Source organism: Butyrivibrio sp. FC2001, assembly GCF_000424125.1.
GTDB lineage: Bacteria > Bacillota > Clostridia > Lachnospirales > Lachnospiraceae > Butyrivibrio.
In genome coordinates this window covers 44,084-70,045 of sequence record NZ_KE384136.1, presented here as the reverse complement: position 1 = coordinate 70,045, position 25,962 = coordinate 44,084, and the positions used below count along the sequence as shown (strand labels likewise).

26 protein-coding genes are annotated in these 25,962 nt (G+C 43.4%); 25 read left to right on the top strand and 1 reads right to left on the bottom strand.

The features are described from left to right. Positions 1-9 precede the first annotated feature (9 nt). The 8 genes from G601_RS24485 (at position 10) to G601_RS24480 (ending at position 8,636) form a co-directional block, all read left to right on the top strand. Positions 10-996, top strand: a complete 987-nt coding sequence (locus G601_RS24485) for a leucine-rich repeat protein (protein WP_051206133.1) — start codon at positions 10-12, stop codon at positions 994-996. Positions 997-1,102: 106 nt separating this feature from the next. Beyond that, a complete protein-coding gene (locus G601_RS0121020) occupies positions 1,103-2,548 on the top strand; it encodes a vWA domain-containing protein (RefSeq protein WP_026666506.1) in 1,446 nt (481 codons plus the stop codon). After that, positions 2,545-4,056, top strand: coding sequence for an ATP-binding protein (locus G601_RS0121015; RefSeq protein WP_242834465.1), 1,512 nt, complete (start codon positions 2,545-2,547; stop codon positions 4,054-4,056). Before G601_RS0121020 ends, G601_RS0121015 begins: the two co-directional genes overlap by 4 nt. A 54-nt stretch (positions 4,057-4,110) precedes the next feature. After that, complete coding sequence (locus tag G601_RS0121010) at positions 4,111-4,356, top strand: hypothetical protein (protein ID WP_026493781.1); 246 nt, start codon at positions 4,111-4,113, stop codon at positions 4,354-4,356. After that, on the top strand, positions 4,332-4,862 hold the full coding sequence (locus G601_RS0121005; protein WP_026666505.1) for a hypothetical protein: 531 nt from the start codon (positions 4,332-4,334) through the stop codon (positions 4,860-4,862). Before G601_RS0121010 ends, G601_RS0121005 begins: the two co-directional genes overlap by 25 nt. 166 nt (positions 4,863-5,028) lie before the next feature. Further along, a complete protein-coding gene (locus tag G601_RS0121000) occupies positions 5,029-5,802 on the top strand; it encodes a hypothetical protein (protein ID WP_026666504.1) in 774 nt (257 codons plus the stop codon). Positions 5,803-6,012: 210 nt separating this feature from the next. Beyond that, positions 6,013-7,329 (top strand): GGDEF domain-containing response regulator, encoded by a 1,317-nt coding sequence (locus G601_RS0120995; RefSeq protein ID WP_026666503.1) that lies wholly within the window; start codon positions 6,013-6,015, stop codon positions 7,327-7,329. Further along, complete coding sequence (locus tag G601_RS24480; protein ID WP_051201205.1) at positions 7,329-8,636, top strand: putative bifunctional diguanylate cyclase/phosphodiesterase; 1,308 nt, start codon at positions 7,329-7,331, stop codon at positions 8,634-8,636. The genes G601_RS0120995 and G601_RS24480 overlap by 1 nt, the downstream gene beginning before the upstream one ends. 134 nt (positions 8,637-8,770) lie before the next feature. Here G601_RS24480 and G601_RS26370 read toward each other — a convergent pair whose 3' ends face one another. Then, entirely contained in the window at positions 8,771-8,935 is a 165-nt protein-coding gene (locus G601_RS26370) for a hypothetical protein (protein ID WP_155834593.1), read from the bottom strand. Positions 8,936-9,184: 249 nt separating this feature from the next. Here G601_RS26370 and acpP point away from each other — a divergent pair, with 249 nt between their 5' ends. The 17 genes from acpP to G601_RS0120900 all read left to right on the top strand — a co-directional run bounded on the left by acpP (position 9,185) and on the right by G601_RS0120900 (position 25,941). Continuing rightward, positions 9,185-9,412 carry an acyl carrier protein gene (acpP, locus tag G601_RS0120980; protein ID WP_026493777.1) on the top strand — a complete coding sequence of 76 codons (228 nt, stop codon included), beginning with the start codon at positions 9,185-9,187 and terminating at the stop codon, positions 9,410-9,412. Positions 9,413-9,453: 41 nt separating this feature from the next. Next, complete coding sequence (accD, locus tag G601_RS0120975; RefSeq protein ID WP_026666502.1) at positions 9,454-10,302, top strand: acetyl-CoA carboxylase, carboxyltransferase subunit beta; 849 nt, start codon at positions 9,454-9,456, stop codon at positions 10,300-10,302. A 10-nt stretch (positions 10,303-10,312) separates the two neighbouring features. Beyond that, complete coding sequence (locus G601_RS0120970) at positions 10,313-11,317, top strand: acetyl-CoA carboxylase carboxyltransferase subunit alpha (RefSeq protein WP_026666501.1); 1,005 nt, start codon at positions 10,313-10,315, stop codon at positions 11,315-11,317. A 4-nt stretch (positions 11,318-11,321) separates the two neighbouring features. Beyond that, positions 11,322-12,275 carry a beta-ketoacyl-ACP synthase III gene (locus tag G601_RS0120965; protein WP_026493774.1) on the top strand — a complete coding sequence of 318 codons (954 nt, stop codon included), beginning with the start codon at positions 11,322-11,324 and terminating at the stop codon, positions 12,273-12,275. A gap of 1 nt (position 12,276) precedes the next feature. Next, positions 12,277-13,176 (top strand): DUF561 domain-containing protein, encoded by a 900-nt coding sequence (locus G601_RS0120960; RefSeq protein ID WP_026666500.1) that lies wholly within the window; start codon positions 12,277-12,279, stop codon positions 13,174-13,176. Then, the gene (gene fabD / locus G601_RS0120955; RefSeq protein ID WP_026493772.1) at positions 13,173-14,111 is read left to right on the top strand and encodes an ACP S-malonyltransferase; all 939 of its coding nucleotides are present in this window, start codon (positions 13,173-13,175) and stop codon (positions 14,109-14,111) included. Before G601_RS0120960 ends, fabD begins: the two co-directional genes overlap by 4 nt. A 430-nt stretch (positions 14,112-14,541) precedes the next feature. After that, positions 14,542-15,273, top strand: coding sequence for a 3-oxoacyl-[acyl-carrier-protein] reductase (gene fabG / locus G601_RS0120950; RefSeq protein ID WP_026666499.1), 732 nt, complete (start codon positions 14,542-14,544; stop codon positions 15,271-15,273). A gap of 87 nt (positions 15,274-15,360) precedes the next feature. Further along, entirely contained in the window at positions 15,361-16,635 is a 1,275-nt protein-coding gene (gene fabF / locus G601_RS0120945; RefSeq protein ID WP_026666498.1) for a beta-ketoacyl-ACP synthase II, read from the top strand. 10 nt (positions 16,636-16,645) lie between these two features. After that, a complete protein-coding gene (gene fabZ, locus G601_RS0120940) occupies positions 16,646-17,098 on the top strand; it encodes a 3-hydroxyacyl-ACP dehydratase FabZ (protein ID WP_035791280.1) in 453 nt (150 codons plus the stop codon). Between the two features lie 42 nt (positions 17,099-17,140). Further along, on the top strand, positions 17,141-17,605 hold the full coding sequence (locus G601_RS0120935) for a MarR family winged helix-turn-helix transcriptional regulator (protein ID WP_026493768.1): 465 nt from the start codon (positions 17,141-17,143) through the stop codon (positions 17,603-17,605). Then, the gene (locus G601_RS0120930) at positions 17,602-18,636 is read left to right on the top strand and encodes an extracellular solute-binding protein (RefSeq protein WP_026666496.1); all 1,035 of its coding nucleotides are present in this window, start codon (positions 17,602-17,604) and stop codon (positions 18,634-18,636) included. Before G601_RS0120935 ends, G601_RS0120930 begins: the two co-directional genes overlap by 4 nt. Further along, the gene (locus G601_RS24475) at positions 18,629-20,296 is read left to right on the top strand and encodes a sensor histidine kinase (RefSeq protein WP_035791279.1); all 1,668 of its coding nucleotides are present in this window, start codon (positions 18,629-18,631) and stop codon (positions 20,294-20,296) included. The genes G601_RS0120930 and G601_RS24475 overlap by 8 nt, the downstream gene beginning before the upstream one ends. A 7-nt stretch (positions 20,297-20,303) precedes the next feature. Then, the gene (locus G601_RS0120920) at positions 20,304-21,065 is read left to right on the top strand and encodes a response regulator transcription factor (RefSeq protein ID WP_026666495.1); all 762 of its coding nucleotides are present in this window, start codon (positions 20,304-20,306) and stop codon (positions 21,063-21,065) included. A gap of 69 nt (positions 21,066-21,134) precedes the next feature. After that, positions 21,135-22,205, top strand: coding sequence for an NAD(P)H-dependent flavin oxidoreductase (locus tag G601_RS0120915; RefSeq protein WP_026666494.1), 1,071 nt, complete (start codon positions 21,135-21,137; stop codon positions 22,203-22,205). A gap of 1,002 nt (positions 22,206-23,207) precedes the next feature. Further along, a complete protein-coding gene (locus tag G601_RS0120910) occupies positions 23,208-24,305 on the top strand; it encodes a hypothetical protein (RefSeq protein WP_026666493.1) in 1,098 nt (365 codons plus the stop codon). A gap of 262 nt (positions 24,306-24,567) precedes the next feature. Beyond that, on the top strand, positions 24,568-25,242 hold the full coding sequence (locus tag G601_RS0120905; RefSeq protein ID WP_026666492.1) for a polyphosphate polymerase domain-containing protein: 675 nt from the start codon (positions 24,568-24,570) through the stop codon (positions 25,240-25,242). 27 nt (positions 25,243-25,269) lie between these two features. Beyond that, positions 25,270-25,941: a DUF4956 domain-containing protein gene (locus G601_RS0120900; RefSeq protein WP_026666491.1), complete on the top strand. Its 672-nt coding sequence runs from the start codon at positions 25,270-25,272 to the stop codon at positions 25,939-25,941. Positions 25,942-25,962: the final 21 nt, after the last annotated feature.

Here is a 25,962-nt window from a genome sequence, read left to right as displayed (position 1 = left end):
AGGACAAGAATGAGATATATATTTGAAGAAAAAAATAACAAAAATGAAGAAAAGTATCTGGTCATCAAGGGATGTGAGGATACTTGCAGGAAGCTGGTAATCCCCGAGGCAGGGAGTTTACCGGTTAAGGTCATAGGTAACCACGCCTTTTCGTCGCGCAAGGACCTGGTGGAGGTTGTAATCCCAAATACAATCCATACAATTCTGGGCTTTGCTTTTCACAATTGTGGGAATCTCAAAAGAATCACTTTGACTGATTCGGTATCAGAGTATCTCGATGGCGGAACCCGGCAGTGTGAGAGCCTTGAAGAAATAGAAGTTTTCATGGAAAATGGAAATAACTATATAATCAGAAGAATCCTTGAGGATAATGACAGGAGGCTTACCTTCAGAATTCATATGAAGGACGGCGATGCACTTATGGTGTTCCCCGGATTTAACTATGACTTTGTGGAAAATACCATGGCAAGGACCATCCAGTTCGCAATAGAAGGTACCGGATACGCTTACAGAGAGTGCGTAAAAAGCGATCAGATCAACATAAGAGAGTATGATAACCTGTTTTCGAAGGTCTCGGCTGACGACAAGGGTACAGCGGAGATGATAGCTATGGCAAGGCTTCTTGAGCCTTATGAATTATCGGATGAGGCAAGAGATACTTATGAAAAATGGCTTTTGAGGCATGCTTTAAAGAGCTTGACTAAAGTGGTCAAAAATATGGATTTAAAATCCGGTGATCCCATTGGGACTTTTTACGACTATTTTCAAGACGCAGAAGAGCATATTGCGTTTTATCTGGACAGAGGACTCCTTGATAAAGGCGAGGCAGGCAAATTAGCACATATAGCTGCTGACAGGGGTATCACCGCAATAGTTAGTATGCTGATGAATTACGCTGAAAATGACAGAAATGAGAGAAACAGTGACAGTGATGTGAAGAAAATGGATGACAGTAGTGTCACAAAAGGAGCCGGATTCCTGGAACTGGATTTTTGATATGTTATTAGAATTCTTATGCCGACCGGGAATATGTTGGGTATGATATTAATGCCTTCCCCTTGGGGGGAAGGTGTCAGCGAAGCTGACAGATGAGGGGATTAGTATGGAAACAAGTAATCAGCCTGAAAAACTTGGTAATCAAATATGGAACAGCGTAAAGACGGAGCTCCTTTTATCAATGAGATTTATGGCGCCGGCTCTTTCCATGCTGGAAATCAGACGTGACATGTCTACCACTTCTGTCGGTACTGATGCGGTCAGCGTTCTTTATAACCCTAATTATGTGTTTAAGACCTATGTTGAGGATCCGAATAAACTGAACAGAACCTATCTTCATATGCTGATGCACTGTATGTTCAGGCATATGTACAGGGCTTCAGAGTACCCGGATGGGGAATTGTGGGATCTTGCCTGTGATATAGCGGTAGAGAGCATACTTGATTCCATGGATTATCAGTGTATTTACAGAGTGAGCTCAGATTTGAGAGAGCGCTGGTACGGAAAGCTTTCGGAAGAAATAAAAGTACTGACGGCAGAGAAGGTGTACAGCTTCCTGGAAAAACACTGTGAGTGGAAAATCTATCATCCTAAGATAGAAAATACGCAGGAAATGGCAGCAGAGGCAGATGACTTGGCGGGGATAGCGAATGCGGAAAAGGATTTGAATCTCATTACTGAGGATACCTGGAACCGATTGGTGCGTGAGTTTAAATTGGACGACCACTGTTTTTGGGACAGGCTTGATAATAATGAGGATGAACCTCCAAAGGAAGATAAGCCCGACATCGATATGCAGATGCAAATGAGGCTCAGGAGGGCTAACAAGAAGGAAATCGAGGACGCCTGGAAGAATACAGCGAAGCGAATAAAGAGTGACATCGCAAGCCTTGGAGATGAGAAGAGTACAGAGACAGGAAGCCTTAAGTTCTACCTGAAGGCAGATACCCAGGATAAAACCTACTACACGGATTTTCTTAATCAGATAGCGGTTGTCAGGGAGGAGATAAGGATAGATCCCGACTCCTTTGACTATGGACTATATAATTACGGCATGGAGATATATGGGAACATGCCACTTATAGAGGAGAATGAATATAGCGAGACTCACAAGGTCGATGAACTGGTGATAGCTATTGATACTTCCGCATCCTGTTCGGAAGAACTGGTTCAGTCATTTTTAAATGAAACGGCGGGAATCCTGAGACAGAGGCAGAACTTTTTCAGAGAGATACATGTCCACATAATTGAGTGTGACAACAGGGTGCAGAATGACATAATAATAAATCATCCGGAGGATATGGAACGTTACGCCGACAGGTTTGAGATATCCGGTGGATACGGAACAGATTTCAGACCGGTATTTTCCCATGTTGATGACCTTAGAAGGAAGGGGCAGCTAAAACACCTCAGAGGTCTGATGTACTTCACGGATGGTTTTGGAGACTATCCCGAGAATCCTACGGATTATGATACAGCCTTCGTTTATCCTTCCGATAAGGAAACAGGGGCAGATAAGATGCCAAACTGGGCGATACAACTATACATATGAAAGGCAAAAACATGAACATAAAACAGGCGAAGCAGGAAATAATCAACACAATCAAGGCATATCGAGAAAAGGACGAAATGGGGAATTATCTTATCCCCGTGCAGAAACAGCGTCCTATCCTTCTTATAGGACCTCCGGGAATCGGTAAGACTGCCATCATGGAGCAGGTTGCAGAGGAGCTTTCTGTCAACCTCGTATCCTATACCATAACTCACCACACCAGGCAGAGTGCCATTGGACTTCCCTTCATTTCCAAAAAGGAATACGGAGGAAAGGAAACTTCCGTAACTGAGTACACAATGAGTGAAATTATCGCCTCGGTATACGACAAGATTAACCAGACCGGTGTGAAGGAGGGAATTCTTTTCCTCGATGAGATCAACTGCGTTTCGGAGACGCTTGTTCCTACCATGCTGCAGTTCCTTCAGTATAAGACCTTTGGTGCACATAGTGTTCCTGAGGGGTTCATCATCGTAACTGCAGGTAATCCGCCCCAGTATAACAAGGCGGTAAGGGATTTCGATATTGTTACTCTGGACCGAGTTAAGAGAATCGACATTGAGGAGGATCTTGAAGCCTTCAAGGAATATGCTGATGTGAATGGTGTTCATGGCTCAATCCTTGCTTACCTCGATATTCATAAGGATAATTTCTACAGGATAAAAAATGATATCCAGGGCAAACGCTTTGTGACCGCCAGAGGATGGGAGGATCTTTCGCAGCTTATAAGAGCCTATGAGAAACTTGGAATAGATGTGGATGAGAAGGTTACGCTCCAGTACCTCCAGGAACCTGAGGTGGCTAGGGACTTTGCCATGTACTATGCGCTGTACCATAAATATGAGGATGTTTACAACGTGGATGAAATCCTCGAAGGAAGCGTACCTGCAGAGAGGGATAAGCTTCGTAAGGCTCCTTTTGATGAAAAGCTCAGTATCATAAACCTCCTGATAGACAGACTTAATCAGGAATTTAAGACCTATGACGGCGAGCTTAAGGTACAGAAGAAGCTTCAGAAAGAAATAACTGACATTGTGAAGGGCAATATTTTCCCGGAGGAAGAGTCTATATATAAGAGACTCCAGCTTCGCATAAAGCAGATGCGCGACGAGTTTGAGAAGAAAGCCGGAGAGCATCTTATGGATAAGTCTTCGGAGATCGTGCTTAAGAGAGAAATCCATGCCCTTGAAAATCTTGGTAAGGAGCTTGCGGGCTCTGAAATGGAGGACAACAAAGATCTCATAAAGGAGTGGTTTGCAGGCAGAGAGATGGATAGAAGAGAGTCCTGTGAAAATACCGGAAGACATCTCGCCAACTGCTTTTCATTCTTACAGCAGATCTACGGGGAAGAGCAGGAAATGGTGCTGTTCCTCACACGCCTTGACGCAGGTCACTACAGCCTTAATTACATACAGAACGAGGGCTCAGAGGAATATTATAAATATAACAAGATGCTCCTTCTTAGGGATGTGCGAAAGGAAATAGTTGAGCAGATATTGGAAGTGTAATTTGTGATAAAATAATAAAGAGTAAGAAATAAAATAGTTAGGAGGTGACTTCTAATGACAAAGGAAAAGATGAGTTGGAAAGAAATACAAGAGAAATATCCGGATAAGTGGGTCGCTCTCACAGATGCAGAAAAGTCGGGTTCCAAAATTATTTCAGCAGTTCCTGTGAAAGTATGCGATGAGAGTGAGATGTATGACGCTGAACTAGAGCTTAAAGCAGCGGGTATACTTTTTACTTGGAGAAGAACTACGGAATTGGAAGGTGCTAATATTTTATGCGAGTTACAAACAAACGACTGAACTTTGAATTAGATAGAAATGATAAGGCAGTCATATATATTAAATCTGAAAGTGGGGATGATATTTCCTGTATGATAGATACAGGAGCTAATGTGCCTATATGGTTTATGGGTGAAAAATATATAAAATTACGATATCCAAGTGCGTATCAGACTGAGAAAAAGACCATAATTCATGGATTGGGGAAAAATCCTATAATAGATGTTCCGGTTTGGATTATTCCAAGCTTCGAGGTCATGGATGATGAAAGTAACTCTATTACTTTTCACGATTTGCTTGTACCGGTTATAAATGCACAGAGATATTCATTCAACATGATATTGCCACTAACCATTCTTAATAGAATGAAGTTTACTTTCGACTATGAACAGTCCGCTACTTCTGCCTTTTTCTCTATTGAGACAAGTAAGGATGATTATTATGTAAGACCAATATACTCGAGTGAGGATAATAATTACATAAATAAGATACAAGCATTTTTTCAGAATGAAATAACGGAAGCCTGATGAAGCAGTTATTAAGGGGGAAGTACAATCAGAGGAAAGAAAATTTCATTCTGAAAATTATTAACTGTAAAGATTTTTCACATATATGTCGATATGTATTTTAGCTTATGATTGAATCATAAACTTATGCTAGTTATTGATAAACAAAAATGAGGGGGATTTATCAATGAAGAGATTGGTTAATGTTCTGTTAGCTATGTTTCTTACTGTTGCACTTTTCTTTGCAGCGGTACCTATGCCTGCCCATGCTGAGTTCATGGACTTGAAGCGAAGTGGGGTTTCCTTTAATCTAAAACCGGGTAACTGGACAATAGTCCATACGAAATTGCCGGGCTCCAAAAAGTTCCAGAAGGTATTTACAAAGATAACAAAATACAAGAGAGTTCCGCTTGGTGGTTCAAGTGGGACAAAGTCCAGCTCAGGAAGCTCCGGCGGAAATGGAGTTAAGGTTATCCTGACTGTTCAGGTTCAGCTACCCAAGAGACTTAGCAAGAAAATTGCAAAAACACTTCAGGACAGACGCAATAACAATCTTCCAGGTGACACTTATGTTGACTACCTCGACGTAGTGTATGTTGATCAGAGAACCGGTGAGAACTTAAAGACCAGCGTTACCGATGGAGCTGAGGGTGATAACTATAAGGACGCTAAGGTTACGGAAACAGACTGGAAGCCATACAAGCCGCAGAAGGTAACCTGGGGCGGTGGCTCATATAGCTACTATGTATCCTATGCGAAGAGTATCACAATTGACTTTCCGACCGGATATAAAAAAGCCTGCGTAGGTGTGTGTGGTAACTGCACAAGTAACTACGATAAAATTCAGGAGTGGAACCAGGGATTTACAGACGGATACACAGTTTTCTCCGATACATCCCACGTAAAGCTTGGAAGCAAGAAAAAGACTGCAAAGATCTGCCATATGTTCAAGGTAAAGTAAATATGGCCATTATATAAACTAATAGAGGTGAACCGCTACATTGACGGTTCACCTTCTTTCATGCGAAAATGCAACTCATAAAATAAAAAAACGATAAACTGATGTTTTTTCTCGCATTTTTTTATCACAAAAGTTTATAATATAAGCAGTTATATAACATTCTGCGAAATAAATTGTTGCAATTCAGACCACTGCTTATGAGGAACTTTGATGAAAAAGATTCTGATAGTAGATGACGAAAGAATTACACTTCGAATGACGCAGCACATACTTGCACCTTTTTATGAAACTATCTGTGTAACATCAGGAGCTGAGGCGGTAGAGAAGTACGGGGATGAAAGACCAGATCTTATTCTGGCGAACCTTCATATATCCGGAATGTCTGGATTTGAGCTCCTTAGTGAGATTCAGGAGCAGTACGCCGAACGCATTCCGGCTATTTTCATGACAGCTAATGCGGAAGAGGAGGCTGAGGCAAAAGGTTTCGATCAGAGGGCCGTAGATTTTATCAGAAAACCCTTCCGTGCAGATGTGCTTATTAAGCGTGTCGATAATATCCTTAGAAATGCTGAACAGATCGATGGGGTTAAGGCTGTAGTAGTGACAGACCCCATGACCGGACTTCTTAATAAACCTTCTTCAAAACAGGAGATTGGCGCCCTGTGCAAAAACTCCAGGGGCGTACTGATGATAATTGACCTTGATAACTTCAAACTTGTAAATGACCTGTATGGTCACAGCATGGGTGACAAGGTACTGATAAGATTTGCAGAGATAATAAGAGCGGCTATACGAGCAAATGATGTAGCTGGAAGAATGGGCGGAGATGAGTTTATCGCCTTCTGTCAGAATATCACAGACGAAGCTACCATAGCTGAAAAGACAGCCTACATAAACGAAGAATTACTCAAATCTGCAAAAGAGTTTATGGGCGAGGATATGAAGATTACCCTCGGAGCCTCTGTTGGCGCAGTATTTACTCCTGAAGACGGGGCAGAATTTGAAGACCTGTATCAAAAGGCTGAAAAGGCACTTCATAAGGTTAAGCTCAGCGGAAAATATGAGCATTGCCTTTTTTCAGAAACAGAACAGAGCACTGAGGATTCGGAAGAAATGCCTACTGACATCAGGCAGGATATGCTCCTCCTAAGTGAGAGAAATAGGGAAAGAGGCGCTTTTTGCCTGACACCTGATGAGTTTAAGGTTGTATACAGATTCCTATGCAGAGTTGAAGACAATTATAAGGTCGGGAATCATTTCATAGTTTTTACGATAAGCCACGAAGAGTCCGAAACGGAACCGGTTCCCGAGAAAATTGGGAAAATGTTCTTTGAGGTGATAAGAGATTCACTGCGGGGAAGTGACGTGGTATCTCAAAATGGAAACAGTCAGGTGAGAGTGATCTTACTGGAAGCAGAAACTATCAACAGTGTTACAGTAATCAGAAGAGTCGTCGAGAATTGGAAAATGAAGGATCCGTCTGGAGCGTATATTATTACTTATGAGATGGAAATGGTTAAATCATAATGCCAGATAATATCAGAAAGATTATTCAGGACAGAAAAGTTCATTATTTGACAGGCCTTCCCAATGCCGGTGGATATATTGATGAGATCCACGGGAGAATTATTATTGGCACAATTAAGGAGTACACTGCTTTCTTGTTCAATCTGAAGGGCTTTAGCAATATCAATCAGAAGTACGGAATAGAAGCTGCTGATAGCATTGTGATCAGATTTTCAGAGAAGGTTAAGGAATTCCTTGATGAGGACGAGGTGCTGGGACATCTGGGAGGAGATAATTTCGTTGCTCTTGTCAGAAAATGCAGAAAGGAAAAATTCTGCCGCCTTCTTAACGGTATAGAGGTGACCTTTACGGCAAACGGTAAGGAGGAAAAGGTAAGAATCCCTTCTACGATCGGTCTCTGGGATATTGAGGAAAATTTTGATGATCCCGGTGAAGCCATCAGCAGACCATCCATTGCGCTTCAGCATGCCAAGCACATACTCCATGTTCCTGTGGTAAGTGTAACCGAGGAGATGATAAAGAGGGTAGCTGTTCAGAAAACTGTGCTGGAGCAGTATCAGAGTGCCCTGCAGAATCAGGAATTTCTGGTTTTTTATCAGCCCAAGGTTGACTCAAGAAATAATACTCTTGTGGGTGCTGAGGGACTTGTTCGCTGGAACCATGACGGTCAGATGATATCTCCCGGAATATTTATACCGCCGCTTGAGCAGAACGGAGAGATATATCTTCTGGATTTCTATGTACTTAAGAAAACCTGTGAGGATATTAAAAAGTGGATGGACAACGGCTTTGAGCCCGTAACCATATCCGTCAATTTTTCAAGAAAAGACATGGTTGACCCTGACCTCGCCGCAAACATCGACAGGATCATCATCAATTCGGGAATAGATAAAAAATACATCGAGGTTGAGCTCACTGAGACCGTAGATGAACAGGAGCACGGCGAACTGGCTAAGTTCATCAGCGACCTTCGCGAAAGGGGTATTAACACCGCGATAGATGATTTTGGAGCGGGTTATTCCTCCCTTGCTACGCTTAGGGAATTCGAGGTTCACACTTTGAAAATTGACCGTTCCTTCATAAATACGCCTGAGTTTTCATGGAAGGATAAGATAATCCTGACGGATATTATCCACATGGCTTCGGAGCTTGGGATGGAGGTCATCACAGAGGGCGTAGAGCGACAGGATCAGATAGACTTCGTTAACAAGGTGGGCTGTTATATCATTCAGGGCTACTACTACGACAGACCGCTTCCGTTAGAGGAGTTTGAGGAACGCCTGAAAAATAAGGTTTATAACAAATGACACAAATCAAAAGGAGCTATGCTTCGCGGGGCATAGCTCCTTTTTATTTTGAAAACTTTTTTATCCCGTGTGCTCTGTGGACTGATCTTATTGTATTTGCCTTATCGAGCTTTGGATATTCTGATTCGTTTTGTTTACCATACAAAGGTTACTGCGTCTGCAACATCTTCGGTAATTGTATTGTCTTTAACCAGCTTCTTAAGCCATATCTCTAAGTCGTCTACCTTGTGGTTTGTTTCTATGAAGTGGATACTTCTTCCGTTAACATCTTTTGCAAGAAACAATTCATACATATACATAGCTGAATACCTCCGTTGTTACTGGATTTTATTTTGTTTCATGCAATCGGCCGTTTGCGCATGTTTTTTTGTTGTTCACTATTATTATCGAGTCCATTCTGAGAAAACTTTATAGCGAAAACAAATGTTTTAAACTTTCATAAGACACCTAGTTTCCTTGAAATTTTATGTTGACAAATGGAAACTCCCACGTTACTATTTCAAAGTAATTTAGTTAAAATAAATTTAGTTAAAACGGAGGAAACAAAAATGAACTTTGAAGAACTTAAGGCACTCGTAGCAGAAATTCTTGCAGTAGATGAGGACAAGGTAAAGCTTGAGTCCAAGCTTATCGACGACCTTGGCGCAGATTCACTCAGCGTTGTTGAGCTTCACATGGAAATCGAGGAGAGACTTGGTATCAAGATTCCTGATGAGGAAGTAGCTAAGCTTTCAACAGTTGAGGACGTACTTAAGGCAATCGAGGCAAACAAGTAAGAAGCAGAAGATGTTAAGACATAGGCGAAGGAGGCTTCGACATGGGAACATTTCTTGACTCATTATCATTTCCTGCCAGAGTAAGGAAGGATTTGGGTGAGGTTTTTCTGAAAAAAGACAAGGAGCCGGTTTTCATACAATGCAAAGCATGTAACAGGAGAGCCTTAAAGCAGGACTGGCAGAAGAACTACTACGTATGCCCGGTGTGCGGACACTACAGGGCAATCGGTGCATACTACAGACTCTCACTGATTCTGGACAAGGGAACCTTCAAGGAGCTGAACGAGGCCATGGAGCCCAAGGATCCAATGAAATTCCCGGAGTACAGGGATAAGCTAAAGGTCCAGTCTGAGAAGACAGGACTCCCTGAAGCGGCAGTTACTGCTACAGGAAAAATCGGCGGACACAGAGTGGTTACCATTGTTCTGGACAGTCGCTTTTTCATGGGAAGTATGAGCAGTACTGTTGGTGAAAAGGTGACAAGGGCTGTGGAGTATGCCATGGAAAAAAAGCTTCCGCTCATCATCTTCTCAGCCAGCGGAGGAGCCAGAATGCAGGAGGGAATATTCAGCCTGATGCAGATGGCAAAAACCGCAGCGGCAATTGAGGAGTTCAATGCGGCGGGAGGACTTTACATAAGCTTCCTTACACATCCCACAACAGGTGGAGTTACCGCAAGCTTTGCATCACTGGGAGACATCACACTGGCTGAGCCCGGAGCTCTTATAGGTTTTGCGGGACCCAGGGTTATCGAGCAGACGATCCACAAAAAGCTTCCCAAGGGATTCCAGAGAAGTGAGTACCTTGAAGCCCATGGATTTGTGGACAGAATCGTACCAAGAAGTGAGATGAGGGATACTCTTATTCAGCTTATTGAGCTGCACGCATGAGGAGGTAACAATGCTGGAAAAGGTTTTGAAGTCAGTTGAAAAACTTGATAAGAAAATCAGCGCACTTGAAAAAAAGGCAGCAGGAGAGACAGCAGAGCTTGTAAACTCAGCGATCGAATGTGACGAGGTCCTCGAGGAAATAGAGGAGGACTACGAAGCCTGGGAGTACCACGGAACTGAGATAGACAGACTTAAGCAGCTTAGGGATTATCTTCTTCAGGACTGTGGGAAGCTGACTCCGGATGAAAAGGTCTTTCTTGCAAGACACCCTAAAAGACCTCACATAGATGATTTTATAGAGGGGCTTTTTACAGATTTCTTTGAACAAAAGGGAGATCACCTCTTCGACGAGGACAGAAGTATCTATGGAGGTATTGCAAGATTCCACGGAATCCCGGTGACAGTTCTTGGTCACAGAAAGGGACACACCATGGAAGAGAACATGGCCTATAACTTCGGAATGCCGTGTCCTGAAGGCTACAGAAAAGCATTAAGACTTATGAACCAGGCTGAGAAATTCAGAAGACCCATAATAACCTTCATTGATACACCGGGGGCTTATCCCGGACTTGAAGCTGAGGAGCACGGACAGGGCGAAGCTATTGCAACTAACCTTGCAAAGATGAGCCAGTTCCATGTGCCGATAATCGCAGTTGTTACAGGCGAGGGTAATTCCGGCGGAGCGCTGGCAATAGGCGTTGCCAACAGAATCCTGATGCTTGAGAACGCAGTGTATTCCATCCTCAGTCCGGAAGGGTTTGCCAGCATACTTTGGAAGGATGCAGACAGACATAAGGAAGCCTGCGAGCTTATGAAGCTTACTGCGGATGATCTTCTGAAGGCCGGCGTAGCAGACGGAGTTGTGAAGGAACCCCTGGGCGGCGCTCAGAGAGATTACAGCGAAGTTTTCAAAAATCTTGATGAAGTACTTTGGTCAAACTTGAAGGAGCTTATGACACTGTCACCAGCAGGTTGTAAGAACGAGAGACAGATGAAGTACAGGAAGATCGGATGACCATATGGAAAATATAGAGATAATAGGAACCGGAATGGCGGTTCCCTCCAGGGTTGTCTCAAACGACGACCTTGCGAAGATAGTAGATACCAGCGATGAGTGGATCAGCACCAGAACAGGAATTAAAAACAGATATTTTTGTGCTGAGGATGAATGTGCGAACTCGCTGGCAATTGAAGCGGCAAAGAAGGCACTTGAGGATTCGGGACTTGAGCCTGAGGACATAGGAGTTTGTATTTGTGCCTCAGTCTCAGGTGATTTTGCAACACCCAGTATGGCATGCATGGTGCAAAGACATCTGGGACTTCGTGAAAACATTCCTGCCTTTGACGTGAACGCAGCCTGCAGCGGCTTTTTATATGGAATCGAAGTTGCAAGAGGACTGCTTAACGGAAATGGTGAAAAGCATGCACTTGTCATAGGGTGCGAGCAGCTTTCCAAGCTTCTTGATATGACGGACAGAACCACCTGCGTATTATTTGGGGACGGCGCGGGTGCAGCGGTGATAAGGCGATCCGACGAAAAAATCTATGCGTCAACACTTGGTGCAAGGGGCGGATACGAGATCATGGCTGAGGGAGCCGGCAAGAAGCCAAGCAACCTTCGAATGGAAGGAAAGGAAGTTTTCAAATTCGCAACAACCATTATTCCAAGGTGCATTGAGGAACTAAAAGAAAAAAGTGGACTGGGAGTCGAAGATGTAGATAAAGTGATCTGCCATCAGGCAAATGAGAGAATCATCGATTTTGTCATAAGAAGAATGAAGGCAGATCCCAATAAGTTTTACAAGAACATGGATCGCTACGGAAATACAAGTGCTGCGTCAGTGCCGATCGCACTTGATGAGCTTGTAAAGAAGGGCGAGGTGAAAAGCGGTGACCTTCTTATGATGGTCGGCTTCGGAGGAGGACTTACCTGGGCAGGAGCACTTATACGCTACGCCGGGAGAGGGAATTAAAATGAAAAAACTAAACGAGATACTTGGTACAAAATATCCGATCATTCAGGGAGGAATGGCGAATATCGCAACCGGAGAATTTGCGGCAGCCTGCTCCAATGCAGGTGCTTTGGGACTCATAGGCGTAGGCGGAATGAGCCCTCAGATGCTCAGGGAAGAGATAAGAAAATGCAAGAGCAAAACAGATAAGCCCTTTGGCGTGAACATCATGCTGATGCATCCTGATGCAGATGAACTTGCAGATATCGTTATCGAAGAGGGTGTAAAGGTCGTTACCACAGGAGCCGGAAACCCTGCAAAATACATGGAGAAGTGGAAGGCAGCAGGCATAACCGTTATACCGGTTGTTGCAGCACCTATTCTTGCCAAGGCTCTTGAAAAGAGCGGTGCTGACATGATAATCGCAGAGGGCTGCGAGAGTGGTGGACACGTAGGAGAGATGACAACCATGACTCTGGTTCCCCAGACTGTAGATACGGTAAATATCCCCGTTATCGCAGCAGGAGGAATCGCAGACAGCAGACAGGTCAAGGCAGCCTTTGCTCTTGGCGCCTGCGGAATCCAGGTTGGAACTTGCCTTCTTGCAAGTGAGGAATGTCCTATCCATGAGAACTACAAAAAGGCTGTTGTAAAAGCCAAGGGAACTGACGCCGTTGTAACAGGAAGGATCGGCGGAACCCCTGTGAGAGTCTTAAAGAACAAGATGACAAGGGAATACATCAAGCAGGAAAAGGCAGGAGCCGATGTTATGGAGCTTGAGAAGTTCACTCTTGGAAGTCTTAGAAGAGCAGTCTTTGAGGGTGACACAGAAACCGGAAGCCTCATGGCAGGTCAGACCTGCGGTCAGCTTAAGGAAATAAGACCTGTCAGAGAGATATTTGAGGAGCTGATGAGCGTATGAAAACAGCATTTTTATATGCGGGACAGGGAAGCCAGCACAAGGGCATGGGCGAAGACCTCTACCGCGATTTTGATGAATTTAAGAACGTTTTTGATAAGGCAGAGCTCTCCTTCGATTTAAAGGAAATGTGCTTTGAGGATCCGGAGGGAGAACTTAACCAGACAAAATACACACAGCCCTGCATGGTCGCATTTGCGGCAGGTGTAACGGCAATCCTTGACAAGAACGGAATTAAGCCCGACTACCTGGCAGGACTTTCTCTTGGAGAGTATTCAGCCCTTCATGCAGCAGGTGTGTGGGATGCAGAGACATCCATAAAGCTTGCAGCCTTCAGAGGTGATGCCATGACTAAGGCAGCTGAGGGTGTTGAAGCCGGAATGGCAGCAGTCATGGGACTTTCAAGAGACGAGCTCCAGAAGTGCGTTGACGAAGCTCAGTCTGAGGGCGTTGTGTCCATTTGTAACGACAACTGTCCCGGACAGATCGTAATCGGCGGCGAGAAGAAGGCCGTTGAGAAGGCATCTGAGATTGCTAAGGAAAACGGTGCGAAAAGGTGCATGCCATTAAATGTAAGCGGACCTTTTCATACAAAGTTCATGTCACCTGCAGGAGATGCTCTAAAGGACTACTTCAAGGACATAAGCTTTGAAGAAGAAAAGATTCCTGTTGTATTCAACGTAAAGGGAAGCGAGCGCGACGCTGCTGAAACAGTACCCGGACTTCTTGAGAAGCAGGTTCAGAGCGGTGTTAAGATGACCCAGACAATCGAGTATCTTCTTGATAAGGGCGTAAGACGCTTCGTTGAAATCGGCCCCGGAAAGGCGCTGACAGGATTCGTTAAGAGAACTGCCAAGGAAAAGCAGGTTGATGACATCGAATGCATAACACTGGAGAGCTCAGAGAGTATTAAGGAGTTTTTGGATAGGGCGTGCTGACTTTCTTTTGGCAGTTTGAAGGAGGAAGGCTTCTGTCTGGATCTAAGTTTTTGAACACAATAGGTAAGTCAGAATGCTGAAGAGATGAAAACTGACTGAACTTTGAGCTTTTGATTTTGTGATGTTACGTCTATGTGATTTTTTTAGGCAATATCGACGTATCGACTATTTGTAATAGTGATAATAAAAGTATTTAATATCGAATGCGATGAGTCAATTGTTGAAAAAAGAGATGATTGACGTACATATATCTTTTTTTTACAAGCTCATATTTAATTGAAATTCAACCAGAAGCAGCGATTTTTAAGAAATAGACGCACTGATAACGATAATATAACAATTAATTATCGGCATAAAGCCAACTGTGTCAATCAGAAACTACTAAAACAACAATTCTGGTTGATAAGGTGCAGAAAACAGAGGTAGAAACATGGCTAGAACAGCAATAGTAACAGGAGGAAGTCGCGGAATAGGAAGAGCGATAGCAGTAGGCTTTGCCAGGAAGGGCTACAACGTGGCCATAAGCTATGCCGGAAATGACAGTGCGGCTTCAGAAACCGAGAAGCTTTGCAGGGAAAACGGAGCAGCAGATGTGGTTCTTTTCAAAGGCGATGTATCTGAAGAAGCTTCCTGTGAAGAACTGGTTAAAACAGTAATGGACAAATACGGACAGGTAGATGCCCTCGTAAATAATGCAGGTATCACAAGAGACGGCCTCGTAGCAAGAATGAGCGCTGACGATTTTGACAGCGTAATATCAACCAACCTTCGCGGTGCATTTTTGATGAGCAAGCTTGTGACCAAGCCCATGATGAAGCAGCGCTACGGCAGAATCGTAAACATCTCCAGTGTTGTGGGAGTTCACGGAAATGCAGGTCAGGCCAATTATAGTGCAAGTAAGGCAGGACTCATCGGAATGACCAAGAGCATCGCAAAGGAGCTGGCTTCAAGGAACATCACAGTTAATGCAGTTGCTCCCGGAATGATCGCAACTGACATGACCGCTGTGCTCACCGATGCCCAGAAGGAAAACATAAACTCGTCAATACCTGCGAAGAGAATGGGAGAACCGGAGGACGTTGCGAATGCAGTTCTTTTTCTCGCTGACGAAAAGAGCAGCTACATCACCGGACAGGTTTTAGAAGTGAGTGGAGGGCTGTGATTACCTGGTGAGGTTCTTTCGAACCTGGTAAGAACGTGTTCTGGCGAGCGAAGCGAGAACAGAACTTCATTGTGAAAAGGAGTTAACATGAAAAGAAGAGTAGTAGTAACCGGTCTGGGTACCATTAACCCTACCGGCAACAGCGTGGCAGACAGCTGGACCAATGTAAAGAAAAGCAAGATCGGCATAGGGGAAATCACTTCCTTTGACACCACTGATTACAAGGTAAAGGTGGCAGCAGAGGTCAAGGATTTTGACCCGGCATCAAAGCTTGATAAAAAAGAGCTTCGCCACATGTCGCGCTTCACCCAGCTGGCATTATATGCAGCTGAGGAAGCAATCGAGGATGCAGGACTCTGCAAGGCAGAGGATGGAAGCTACAACTTTGATACACCTGTTTCAGAGATTTCTGCTGACAGATGCGGAGTTATCGTATCAAGTGGAATCGGCGGACTTGATGATATTGAAAAACAGAATACCAGGGCTAAGGAAAAAGGCTATAACTTTGTAAGCCCCTTCTTTGTGCCTATGGCAATCTCCAACATGGCAGCAGCAAGGATTGCAATATCCCATGGCTTTAAGGGAATGTGCACCTGTCCTGTTACAGCCTGTGCAGGAGGAAGCAATGCAATCGGCGATTCATTTTTCAGAATAAGAGATGGATACGAGGATGTGATGATCTGCGGAGGAACTGAGAGCAGCATAACACCTCTAGGTATCGCAGGCTTCCAGAATATGAAAGCACTGTCCGATACAGTGGACCCCAAAAGAGCAAGCATTCCTTTTGACAAGGACAGAAACGGCTTTGTAATGGGTGAAGGCAGCGGAATCCTGGTACTTGAAGAGTATGAGCACGCTGTTAAAAGAGGCGCACATATCTATGCTGAGATTGTGGGCTATGGCAGCAACTGCGATGCTTATCACATAACTTCACCTTCTCCCGAAGGAAAGGGCGGAGCAGCCTGCATGCAGCTTGCGATCAAGGATGCTGGAATCAGTGAGACAGACATTGATTACATCAATGCTCACGGAACCTCCACAAGCTTAAATGACAAGTATGAGACAGCTGCCATCAAGATAGTTTTCGGAGATCATGCAAAGGATCTCTATGTATCAAGTACTAAGTCAATGACAGGTCATCTCCTTGGAGGAGCAGGCGGTGTTGAAGCAGTTTTCAGCGTAAAAGCTCTTGAAGATGGATTCGTTCCTGCAACCGTAGGACTTAAGGAAACCGAGCCTGAGATGGATCTTAACTATGTTCCGGAAAAAGGAATAGAGGCAGATCTTAAGTATGTACTCAGCAACAGCCTTGGCTTTGGCGGTCACAATGCCTGCCTTATTTTTAAGAAGTACGAAGCATAAGGAGGCATAGATGAATATTGTAGAAAGAGAAGAAAAAAATCCCCTTACTGCAGAGGAGATAGCGAACATAATCCCTCACCGCTATCCCTTTGCACTGGTGGACAGGATCATTGACCACGAGCCCGGAGTCTGGGCGGTTGGCAGAAAATGCGTGAGTATGGATGAACCCTTTTTTCAGGGGCATTTCCCTGGAAAGCCCATTATGCCGGGTGTCCTCATAATCGAAGCACTGGCTCAGACAGGAGCAGTGGCAGCACTGGCGCTTCCTGAAAACAGAGGAAAGCTTGCACTTTTCGGTGGCATAAAAAATGCACGCTTCAAAAGACCCGTTACACCCGGCGATGTGTTAGAGCTTCGCTGCGAGATGGTAAGATGCAAGGGACCTGTCGGCGTAGCGGAGGCAGAAGCACTGGTTGACGGCGTTGTAGTCACTAAAGCAGAAATCACATTCTCTATCATTTAACTATGTTATAATAGAGAAAAATTAAAAGAGGATTTTTGTTTTATGTTTGATTTTGCAATAAGCCACATATATGATAAGCTGCGCCTTCACTTTTTCATGAAGGTGTATTCACGATTTGAAAATAGAGAGGCTACACTTACTACGGTTGAGACCTTTAGTATGGAAGTCATAATGGCAATGGAGGAACCTACGGTTGCTCAGTTTGCCAAGATGCTTGATATATCATCCCCCAATGCTGCCCACAGAATCAAGTGCCTGGTGCAGAAGGGATATGTTGAGAAGGTACAGTCCAAGGAAGACGGACGTGAGTACCATCTTAGACCCACCCAGAAATATCTCGAGTTCTGTAAGATAAATCAGGACTATTTAAAGCTTCTTATGAAGAGATGCGAAAAGAGATTTTCTCCCGAGGATTATAAGAAGCTCAACGAGATGCTCGACATCATCAACAACGAACTGATGCCTGAGCTTGATATCAAAGCATTTAAGGACTCATTTACCGGATGACTATAAAGAGAAAGATAATTGCAGCCGCGACCTTTGTTTTCGCAGTCGTGATAATGATGGTCATATTTTTTAATATCGGTTATGGTCAGCCGGATAAGGACACAGCCCAGGAAAAGCTGGTGGTGGTATCTCCTCATCCGGCCCCGTTTATAATACCTCTGATTAATGAGTTCGAGAGCGAGACCGGGATTAAGGTTAAAGCTCTTCAGTGCGGAACCTCCAAGGCCCTTGAGCTCATAAAAAGTGATGCTGATATAGATGTTTTATGGGGCGGATCAATTCTTAGCGTCGGCGAAAGTGAAGGCGCTTTTTTACCGTATAAAACTGAAAACATCGACAGCTTTTATGAGAACTTCAAGGATGTAGGTGAAGGATTCACCTGCTTTACGGATGTTCCCAGCGTACTTATGATAAACACTGATCTCATCGGTGATATAGAGGTTAAGGGATATGAGGACCTTCTTAATCCGAGGCTTAAGGGCAAAATCGCCTTTGCCGATCCTTCCAGTTCTTCATCTTCTTTTGAACACCTGACAAATATGCTCTACGCCATGGGTAATGGCAATCCTGAGGACGGTTGGGATTATGTTGAAAAATTCAGTGATCAGCTTAACGGAGTAATTCTTCAAAGTTCATCCGAAGTATACGAAGGCGTCTCCTCCGGAAAATTTCTGGTGGGACTGACCTTTGAAGAAGCTGCGCTGACAATGATAAATCAGGATAAGCATATCAAGATCGTCTACATGGAGGAGGGAATTCTTTCCACTCCTGATGGAGTCTATATAAATAAGAATACTAAGCACGCAGACAGTGCCAAAAAATTCGTGGACTTCATGACTGCATACAATACCCAGAAATACATAACTGCAAAGCTCGGAAGAAGAAGCGTTCGCAGGGACGTGGAAGCATCTGTTCTTGTCACACCAAAGGAAGAACTGAATATCGTAGAAGCTGACCGTGATGTTGTAGGCAGCAGCGAAAATAAGTGGCTGTCCAGGTTTTCAGATATGATGGGAGGAGCTAATGAGTAACAAAGAGATTAACTCCTTTCAGGACAACATAAGAAGAACCTTTATATGGTATTCCCTGATTCCTGTCATCGCGATTGTTTTCACTGCAATTCTCCTGTTTGTCTGCATCTGGAGCATTTACACAGGTGCTGCGAATAAGAAGGATAACCTTGACATAGGAACTGACATTAGCGCAATACTGGACAATTACTACGAGCTGGTTTTTAACTGTGAAAAGGCGATGCTTAAAAGTAAGGATGATGTCAAAGCATCTGAGGATGAGTTTTTCAGGGAGCTTTATTCGCACACTGAAAAGTACTCAAGCATCGGAAAGCTTGTTATCCTGTCTCCCAAAAGGGAAGTGCTTTTTTCAAGCGAAGGAAGCGTCCCCGAGTGCCTGACAGAAGAGGAGTACGATAACTGGGGTGTCTGGAACAGGGTGCGCAGTAATCCCGAGAGAACAGAGACTATTCTATATGAAAAAAACCTGTATGTGGCAAGGGGAATACACAAGCGAAGCGGTCTTGCCTACGCCATAGTTTACGTGGTTCCCACCTCAGTGATATCTGATATCATCTACAAAAGGAACAGATACTGTGCGGTTACAGATGCTAACGGATGGGTGTATCTAAACAACACTCAGGGACTTACGGATGAGTTTGGTCAGATTAACGAACTCTTTGAGGGGCACAACGGAATTGCCAAGATAGGCGGCGTAAAGTATGTCAGCTACGAGAGCAGCATTCCGGCAGGGCTCAACATATTTACCTTTTCAGACATAAACAGGAACCTCAGCATCATGCTGATTATAACAGCGGTGATAGCAGTTATATTCGTTGCGATCATCGTTATCACCTACAGAAGTACAGCTACAAGCTCTGAAGTATATACAAGAGATGTAAAGAAAATTGAGAAAGCCTTCGAAGCGGTTCAGAACGGCGACCTGAATGTGGGCCTGCGGATCGACAGCAGTAAGGAATTTCAGACAATCGGAAATGACTTTAACAAGATGCTTGGAGGTCTTAAGACTCAGATAGAGCAGAACAAGATTCTTGCGGAGAACGTAGCTTTTGCGCAGGTTAAGAGGCTCGAGAGTCAGTTCAATCCGCATTTTCTTTTCAACACTCTTGATAACATAAGGTTCATGGCAAAGATAGATGCCGCCGCAGCTGATAAGATGATCGTGTCGCTGTCGGGACTTCTGCGCTATAGTATCAGGGAGACGAGAGAAGAGGTTACAGTCAGGGAGGACCTTGATAACCTTCAGAACTATCTCAATATCCTGCAGATCAGATTCAACAAGCGTTTTGCATATAATATCGATGTGTCCGAGGATATAAAGGACTGTCTTATTCCGAAGCTCCTTGTTCAGCCATTACTTGAAAATTCCATTAAGTACGGCTTTGGAGAAAAGGAGAAGCTCACCGTTAATATCAACGGCTATCAGCTTCAGGATAAGCTGATATTTGTGTGCGAGGATGATGGCGTGGGAATTGATGCAGAGACTCTCGCCGGGATAAAAATGCAGCTTATAGATCTAGATACAGAGCATCAGCACATTGGTCTTTACAATATTCATCAGAGAATAAAGCTTATGTATAAGGGCGACTACGGACTTGATATCACCAGTAAAAAGGGAGAAGGAACGGTTGTAAGACTGGTTCTTCCTGTCAGAATGTGAGGGATGAATGTACAGAGTTTTGATTGCCGAGGATGAGGATATCATCCGAAAGGGAATAGCATATACCATGGACTGGGTATCCATGGGATGTACCATCATAGGTGAAGCGTGTAATGGTAAGGAAGGCATAGAAAAAATAAAGGAGCTCCAGCCTGACATTGTGCTTACAGACATAATGATGCCTGTTGTCGATGGCATCGAGATGATAAAGCAGGGGCAGGAGCTTGGCGACTTCAAGGCTATTATAATGACAAGCTATGCTGATTTTGAGTACGCAAAGCAGGCAATAGAGCTTGGCGTATCTGCATATCTTATGAAGCCCGTCGACGAAGAGGAACTCAAGAAAAGCATTGAAAAAACTATCACAGAGATTGAAAAGGACAGACAGCTGAGGCAGCTCACCGATAAGATGAAGACTGCAGACGACATCGATACTCTGTTTATAAAAAGCGAGAAGGACAATGATTACGTCCAGCGCATTTTAATGGAAACGAAGGAGCGCTATGCGGACAAGATAAGCATAGAGACTTTTTCAGAGGAGCTTGGTGTTTCGGGAAGCTATTTATCAAGAAAATTCAAAGAGGCAACAGGTCAGACTTATCTTGATTTCCTTAATAAATATCGCATTCAGAAGGCCGTGAAGCTTCTTGAGACAGGAACCTATAAAGTATATGAAGTATCGGAGATGACGGGCTTTAGTGACTACAAATACTTTAGTACGGTATTTAAAAAGTACACTGACAGTTCTCCCTCCGATTTTGTGAAGTAATGCGCGTTAGCGTTTTGTGCGCATTTTCCGCTGCTTGCAGCGGAGGAGCCTAATGAGGAGATTTATAAAATGAATATTGGTGGAAAAGAGCTGGCTCATGGAATTATCCAGGGCGGCATGGGGGTTGGTGTTTCTTTGTCTAATCTTGCAGGAAGTGTTGCAAGAGAGGGCTGCATGGGAGTCATAAGCTCAGTAAACATCGGATTTGAAGAGCCTGATTTCTTAGAGAACCCCTTTGAAGCAAATATCAGGGCTTTGAAGGAGCACATCAAAAAGGCAAAGGAGATTTCTCAGGGCAAGGGACTTATCGGAGTAAATATCATGGTTGCCGTAAGCCACTATGAGGAAACAGTAAAGGCTGCCATTGAAGCAGGCGCAGATGCAATAATATCAGGCGCAGGTCTTCCTCTTAATCTTGCAGAGCTTGTAAAGGGCAGCAAGACCTTATTTGCACCTATAGTATCAAGTAAGAGAGCAGCAATGCTTCTCTGTAAGAACTTCGTAAGAAGAGCAGGAATCCTTCCTGACTTCATGGTAATAGAAGGTCATAAGGCAGGAGGACATCTTGGCTTCTCAGCAGATGATCTCGAGAACAATACCTGCCAGCCTAATCTCCAGATTCTTAAGGAGGTTAAGGAAGCCATTAAACCCTTCGAGGAGGAGTTTAAAAAGAAGATTTATGTCTTTTTAGGTGGCGGAGTTTTTGACGGAAAGGACATGGCAGAGGCTGTGAATGCCGGCGCCGACGGCGTGCAGATTGGAACACGCTTCATCGCCACAAAGGAGTGTGATGTGGATGATGTTTTCAAGCAGGTGATCGTCGATTCTAAGGAGGAGGACATCCGCATCATCAAGAGTCCTGTGGGAATGCCCGCAAGAGCAATATATACGCCTCTTCTTCAGAATCTTGAGAAGGGCAAGAGCTACCTTGCAAAGAAATGCAACAGCTGTCTTACAGCCTGCCCCAAGGGCGACAAGATTCCTTACTGCATCAGCAGAGCACTTATCTCCGCTGCCCGCGGTAATAGGGAAGAAGGCCTTTTCTTCTGCGGCGAAAATGCACCGAGAGTAAAGAGCATTGTGACTGTGAAGGAGCTGATCGACGAACTGCTGAGTGAGAGTGAGCTTAATCTGGTTTAAATTTAGATGAGTTAATATAGTGGAGCCGCGTACTGAAGTACCGGTACGTGGCTTTTTTAGTGGGATTATTGTGGGATTATTGGGGCTGCGGCTTCGCGGGAGTGGATTTTGGGGGACTGTGACATTGTGGCTGTGGATTTTTGGCGGGCTATGACATTGTGGCTGTGCATTTTTGGCGGGCGTTAAGTCTATTTGAGGGATATGATGATGTTGGCTACCTCGCGGGAGTAGCTTTCCGGGCGGCTTTACGTCTGCCCGCGAACAATTATTAGCATAGACGTAAGGAGATTTACGATGAAAAAAAAGAGTTCAACCGGAAAGGACTGAGTCGGTCTAATCGGTTGAACAGGTTGAGGAGTCTTCGGGCAGGCGTTACGCCTATCGGGGGAGAAAAGAAGATATCGGTTACCTCGCGGGAGTAGCTTTCTGGGTGGTGTTACGTCTGCTCGCGAACAAATCTAACTACCGGCGTATAGCAATTATCTACGCTACTTCATCCGTGAAGTCTACGATAAGACTTCTTCGCGGATAGACGTAATGGCTTCTGAACAACGCTCCCGCGAGGGGAGTCGGTATTATAGATAATCCCCGCATAGACGTAACGGCTCTTGAACAGCACTCCCGCGAGTGGAGTCGGAAAAGAAGGAAATTGAAATATAGTCTGAATTGATATATAAAACTCACTTCAACCAGTAAGTCTATAGATAAGATATCACAATCATGAATGTTCTCTATGAAGTGTATAGATGAATATAAAAATATAACAATTATTAATTATTGGAAAAGTGTCACTATATTATGATTGTGCATAAATGTGAAAAAACTGTGTCCTTACTGAAGTTCGATAATAAACGTAATTATAAACATTTTATTAAAATTATAAAATGCCTTAAATGCGCTATTAAGTTGCCTTGACAATCTCGGGGGGGTGATAGAATTAAAAATGTCACGAGAACACGGTTACGTAAAACCGTAAATTTTCTTTATGAAGGAGGGTCTCTTATGAAGGGATTAAAACAATTAGGAGCAATGGCACTTGCTGCAGCGCTTACTATTACATTGGCAGCGCCTATTTCAGCTAATGCCGAAGTACTGTGGACAAAGGATGGCGATGGCTTCAAAACCTATACAAATGAGGATACAAAGGAGAGCTATTCAGAGAAAGATTATACGAATCTTGATGAATCCGATTTAGCGTCACCCAGAAAAGCTATGACTATCTGCACAAATTCTTATAATGAGTACTGGAGGACTAGTACATCAACGGATGTAGCAAAGTTTACTAATTTTAAGTCAAAGAAGAAAGCTCTTAAAGTAAAGGTTATTAGAAAGCGTGAGTTTACAGATCCTTCTAATCCTAAAACTGCTGCTGAGCCAGATTTCTTCGATAAGGCTGGTAATGGTTATTATAGGGATGTAGATGGAAAGATTGTTAAGGTAGAAAAAGCAAAGCTTTCAACAGATATGCCTAAGGGATATGACCATGCATCTTACACAGTTAGATTTTATACAAAAAAACCTGGAACATATAAGGTAACTTATGATGCAGTAAAAAAAGACGGCACAACAGTTAAGAAAGAAATTAAGATTATAGCAAAGGATTTTGGAGGAGCTATTAAATCTGTTACATTTGCCGGAAAGGATATTTATGAGCCTGTAGATAATAGTGATGCATTAAAGAATAAGCTTTGGACTAAAGGATCAGGCAGTAATTTTACTAATGCTAAATCTGGTAAGCTTAGTGTTACTATGGCAAGTAAGGATTTCAAGCTTAAGAAGATTGAGATAGGTACTCCTGATATTGAAACAATTACAGATAAGTATGGAGATATTGCAACCCAGTACAAAAAGGCTACTTCAGAACTTGATCAGTCTGAAGGATTTGGAAAATGGACTTGGAAGAAAGTTAAGAATGGTAAGAAGATTAAGCTTAGCAAGGTTGATACATCTAAAGTAGGTGAGGAGGAGTATAATCCAAAGACAACAACTTTCGAATCAAAGGGAACATTTACAACTACAGCTATCAGAATTACCTACTACGATAAAAAGAATAAGAAAACAGAAAGAGAAGTAATATACCTATACAGAATTAAGAAATAATGTGTTATGCCTTATATCAGGCATGCATAATAACTTATTTCCATTCTAAGAAAAGAAATTGTACTTTGGTTCGTGACAAAATCAAAAAACAAATAAGTATGCTTGATATAATATCAGGGGCTGTCGCTTGTGACAGCCCCTTTGCTATGTCCAAAAGAGTTTTTCTATTTTCTAAATTTCCCTTAATTTCATTTAGGTTCATTTTAGGTAAGAGGCATATAATCCACCTTGTTACAAAAAATCATGCAGGAAGGAGCATACCGTGCAATTTAGACATGAACTAAAGCATGAAATCAGTGCTTCGGATATGATAGCCATACGACAGAGATTGCGGGCGGTTGCGACCTCGGACCCACATGCCGTGGATGGTAAGTATCTGATTAGAAGTTTGTATTTTGATACACCTGAAAACAAAGCGCTTATTGAAAAGCAATCAGGTGTCAGCAGAAGACAGAAATTCAGGATCAGATATTACAACGGTAATAAGTCGGTTATCCACCTTGAGAAAAAGAGCAAGGTTGGCGGGCTAGGCACCAAGGTTTCAGCATCTATATCCGAAGAACAGGCGAGACAAATTATAAATGGGGACATCGATTGGATGATAAATGATCAAAATGATCTGATAAGAGAACTGTACTCCAGGATGGTCGGCGAGAGACTTCGTCCCAAGACCATTGTTGATTATACTCGCGAGCCGTTTATTTACGCACCGGGAAATGTCAGAGTAACACTCGACTACAACATAAGAACCGGATGGCTGAATACGGATTTTCTTGATACAGAATGTATCACATTGCCGGCAGCAGACGGCATCTGCGTCATGGAGGTGAAATGGGACAACTTTTTACCTGAAATAATTCGTGATGTAGTACAGCTTAAACATGCAAGAACAGGCTCATTTTCAAAATATGAAGCCTGCAGACAACCAATAATATAAAAACATAGAAATAGGAGAATCAGACCAATGACTTTTAATGACATATTTAAATCAAGCTTTCTTGAAAATGTAACCAGCATAAGCATCCTTGATATGGCGATTGCCATGGTGCTTGCTTTCGCAATAGGAATGTTCATCTTCCTTGTTTATAAAAAGACCTACCAGGGCGTGATGTATTCATCAAGCTTTGGTGTAACCTTAGTAGCACTTTCCATGATCACCACACTTGTAATCCTTGCAGTAACAAGTAACGTAGTTCTTTCACTTGGTATGGTCGGTGCCCTTTCAATCGTTCGTTTCAGAGCAGCTATCAAGGAGCCCCTTGATATTGCATTTTTGTTCTGGTCAATTGCAGTAGGTATCGTCCTGGCAGCAGGACTGATTCCGCTGGCAGTTTTCGGAAGTATCATCATCGGTGTGATCCTTCTTGTATTTGTAAATAAAAAGTCTTATCTCATGCCTTACATCGTTGTAATCAACTGCACAGGTCATGAGGCAGAGGTTAAGGCTTCTGATTATATTAAGTCCAAGGTAGAGAGATTTGTAGTGAAAAGTAAGAGCGCCCAGAAGGGTAACCTTGAGCTCAACATCGAAGTAAGACTTAAGGAAGACAATACTGATTTCATAAATGAACTTGCTGATCTTGATGGCATAAACAGCGCAGTACTCGTAAGCTACAACGGCGAATATATGGGTTGATGATTCGCTGATTGGCTTTTG

Bases quoted from the DNA above. Each gene is read 5' to 3' on its own strand.
- G601_RS24485 (WP_051206133.1), top strand. From the start codon at position 10: ATGAGATATATATTTGAAGAAAAAAATAACAAAAATGAAGAAAAGTAT.
- G601_RS0121020 (WP_026666506.1), top strand. From the start codon at position 1,103: ATGGAAACAAGTAATCAGCCTGAAAAACTTGGTAATCAAATATGGAAC.
- G601_RS0121015 (WP_242834465.1), top strand. From the start codon at position 2,545: ATGAAAGGCAAAAACATGAACATAAAACAGGCGAAGCAGGAAATAATC.
- G601_RS0121010 (WP_026493781.1), top strand. From the start codon at position 4,111: ATGACAAAGGAAAAGATGAGTTGGAAAGAAATACAAGAGAAATATCCG.
- G601_RS0121005 (WP_026666505.1), top strand. From the start codon at position 4,332: ATGCGAGTTACAAACAAACGACTGAACTTTGAATTAGATAGAAATGAT.
- G601_RS0121000 (WP_026666504.1), top strand. From the start codon at position 5,029: ATGAAGAGATTGGTTAATGTTCTGTTAGCTATGTTTCTTACTGTTGCA.
- G601_RS0120995 (WP_026666503.1), top strand. From the start codon at position 6,013: ATGAAAAAGATTCTGATAGTAGATGACGAAAGAATTACACTTCGAATG.
- G601_RS24480 (WP_051201205.1), top strand. From the start codon at position 7,329: ATGCCAGATAATATCAGAAAGATTATTCAGGACAGAAAAGTTCATTAT.
- G601_RS26370 (WP_155834593.1), bottom strand. From the start codon at position 8,935: ATGTATATGTATGAATTGTTTCTTGCAAAAGATGTTAACGGAAGAAGT.
- acpP (WP_026493777.1), top strand. From the start codon at position 9,185: ATGAACTTTGAAGAACTTAAGGCACTCGTAGCAGAAATTCTTGCAGTA.
- accD (WP_026666502.1), top strand. From the start codon at position 9,454: ATGGGAACATTTCTTGACTCATTATCATTTCCTGCCAGAGTAAGGAAG.
- G601_RS0120970 (WP_026666501.1), top strand. From the start codon at position 10,313: ATGCTGGAAAAGGTTTTGAAGTCAGTTGAAAAACTTGATAAGAAAATC.
- G601_RS0120965 (WP_026493774.1), top strand. From the start codon at position 11,322: ATGGAAAATATAGAGATAATAGGAACCGGAATGGCGGTTCCCTCCAGG.
- G601_RS0120960 (WP_026666500.1), top strand. From the start codon at position 12,277: ATGAAAAAACTAAACGAGATACTTGGTACAAAATATCCGATCATTCAG.
- fabD (WP_026493772.1), top strand. From the start codon at position 13,173: ATGAAAACAGCATTTTTATATGCGGGACAGGGAAGCCAGCACAAGGGC.
- fabG (WP_026666499.1), top strand. From the start codon at position 14,542: ATGGCTAGAACAGCAATAGTAACAGGAGGAAGTCGCGGAATAGGAAGA.
- fabF (WP_026666498.1), top strand. From the start codon at position 15,361: ATGAAAAGAAGAGTAGTAGTAACCGGTCTGGGTACCATTAACCCTACC.
- fabZ (WP_035791280.1), top strand. From the start codon at position 16,646: ATGAATATTGTAGAAAGAGAAGAAAAAAATCCCCTTACTGCAGAGGAG.
- G601_RS0120935 (WP_026493768.1), top strand. From the start codon at position 17,141: ATGTTTGATTTTGCAATAAGCCACATATATGATAAGCTGCGCCTTCAC.
- G601_RS0120930 (WP_026666496.1), top strand. From the start codon at position 17,602: ATGACTATAAAGAGAAAGATAATTGCAGCCGCGACCTTTGTTTTCGCA.
- G601_RS24475 (WP_035791279.1), top strand. From the start codon at position 18,629: ATGAGTAACAAAGAGATTAACTCCTTTCAGGACAACATAAGAAGAACC.
- G601_RS0120920 (WP_026666495.1), top strand. From the start codon at position 20,304: ATGTACAGAGTTTTGATTGCCGAGGATGAGGATATCATCCGAAAGGGA.
- G601_RS0120915 (WP_026666494.1), top strand. From the start codon at position 21,135: ATGAATATTGGTGGAAAAGAGCTGGCTCATGGAATTATCCAGGGCGGC.
- G601_RS0120910 (WP_026666493.1), top strand. From the start codon at position 23,208: ATGAAGGGATTAAAACAATTAGGAGCAATGGCACTTGCTGCAGCGCTT.
- G601_RS0120900 (WP_026666491.1), top strand. From the start codon at position 25,270: ATGACTTTTAATGACATATTTAAATCAAGCTTTCTTGAAAATGTAACC.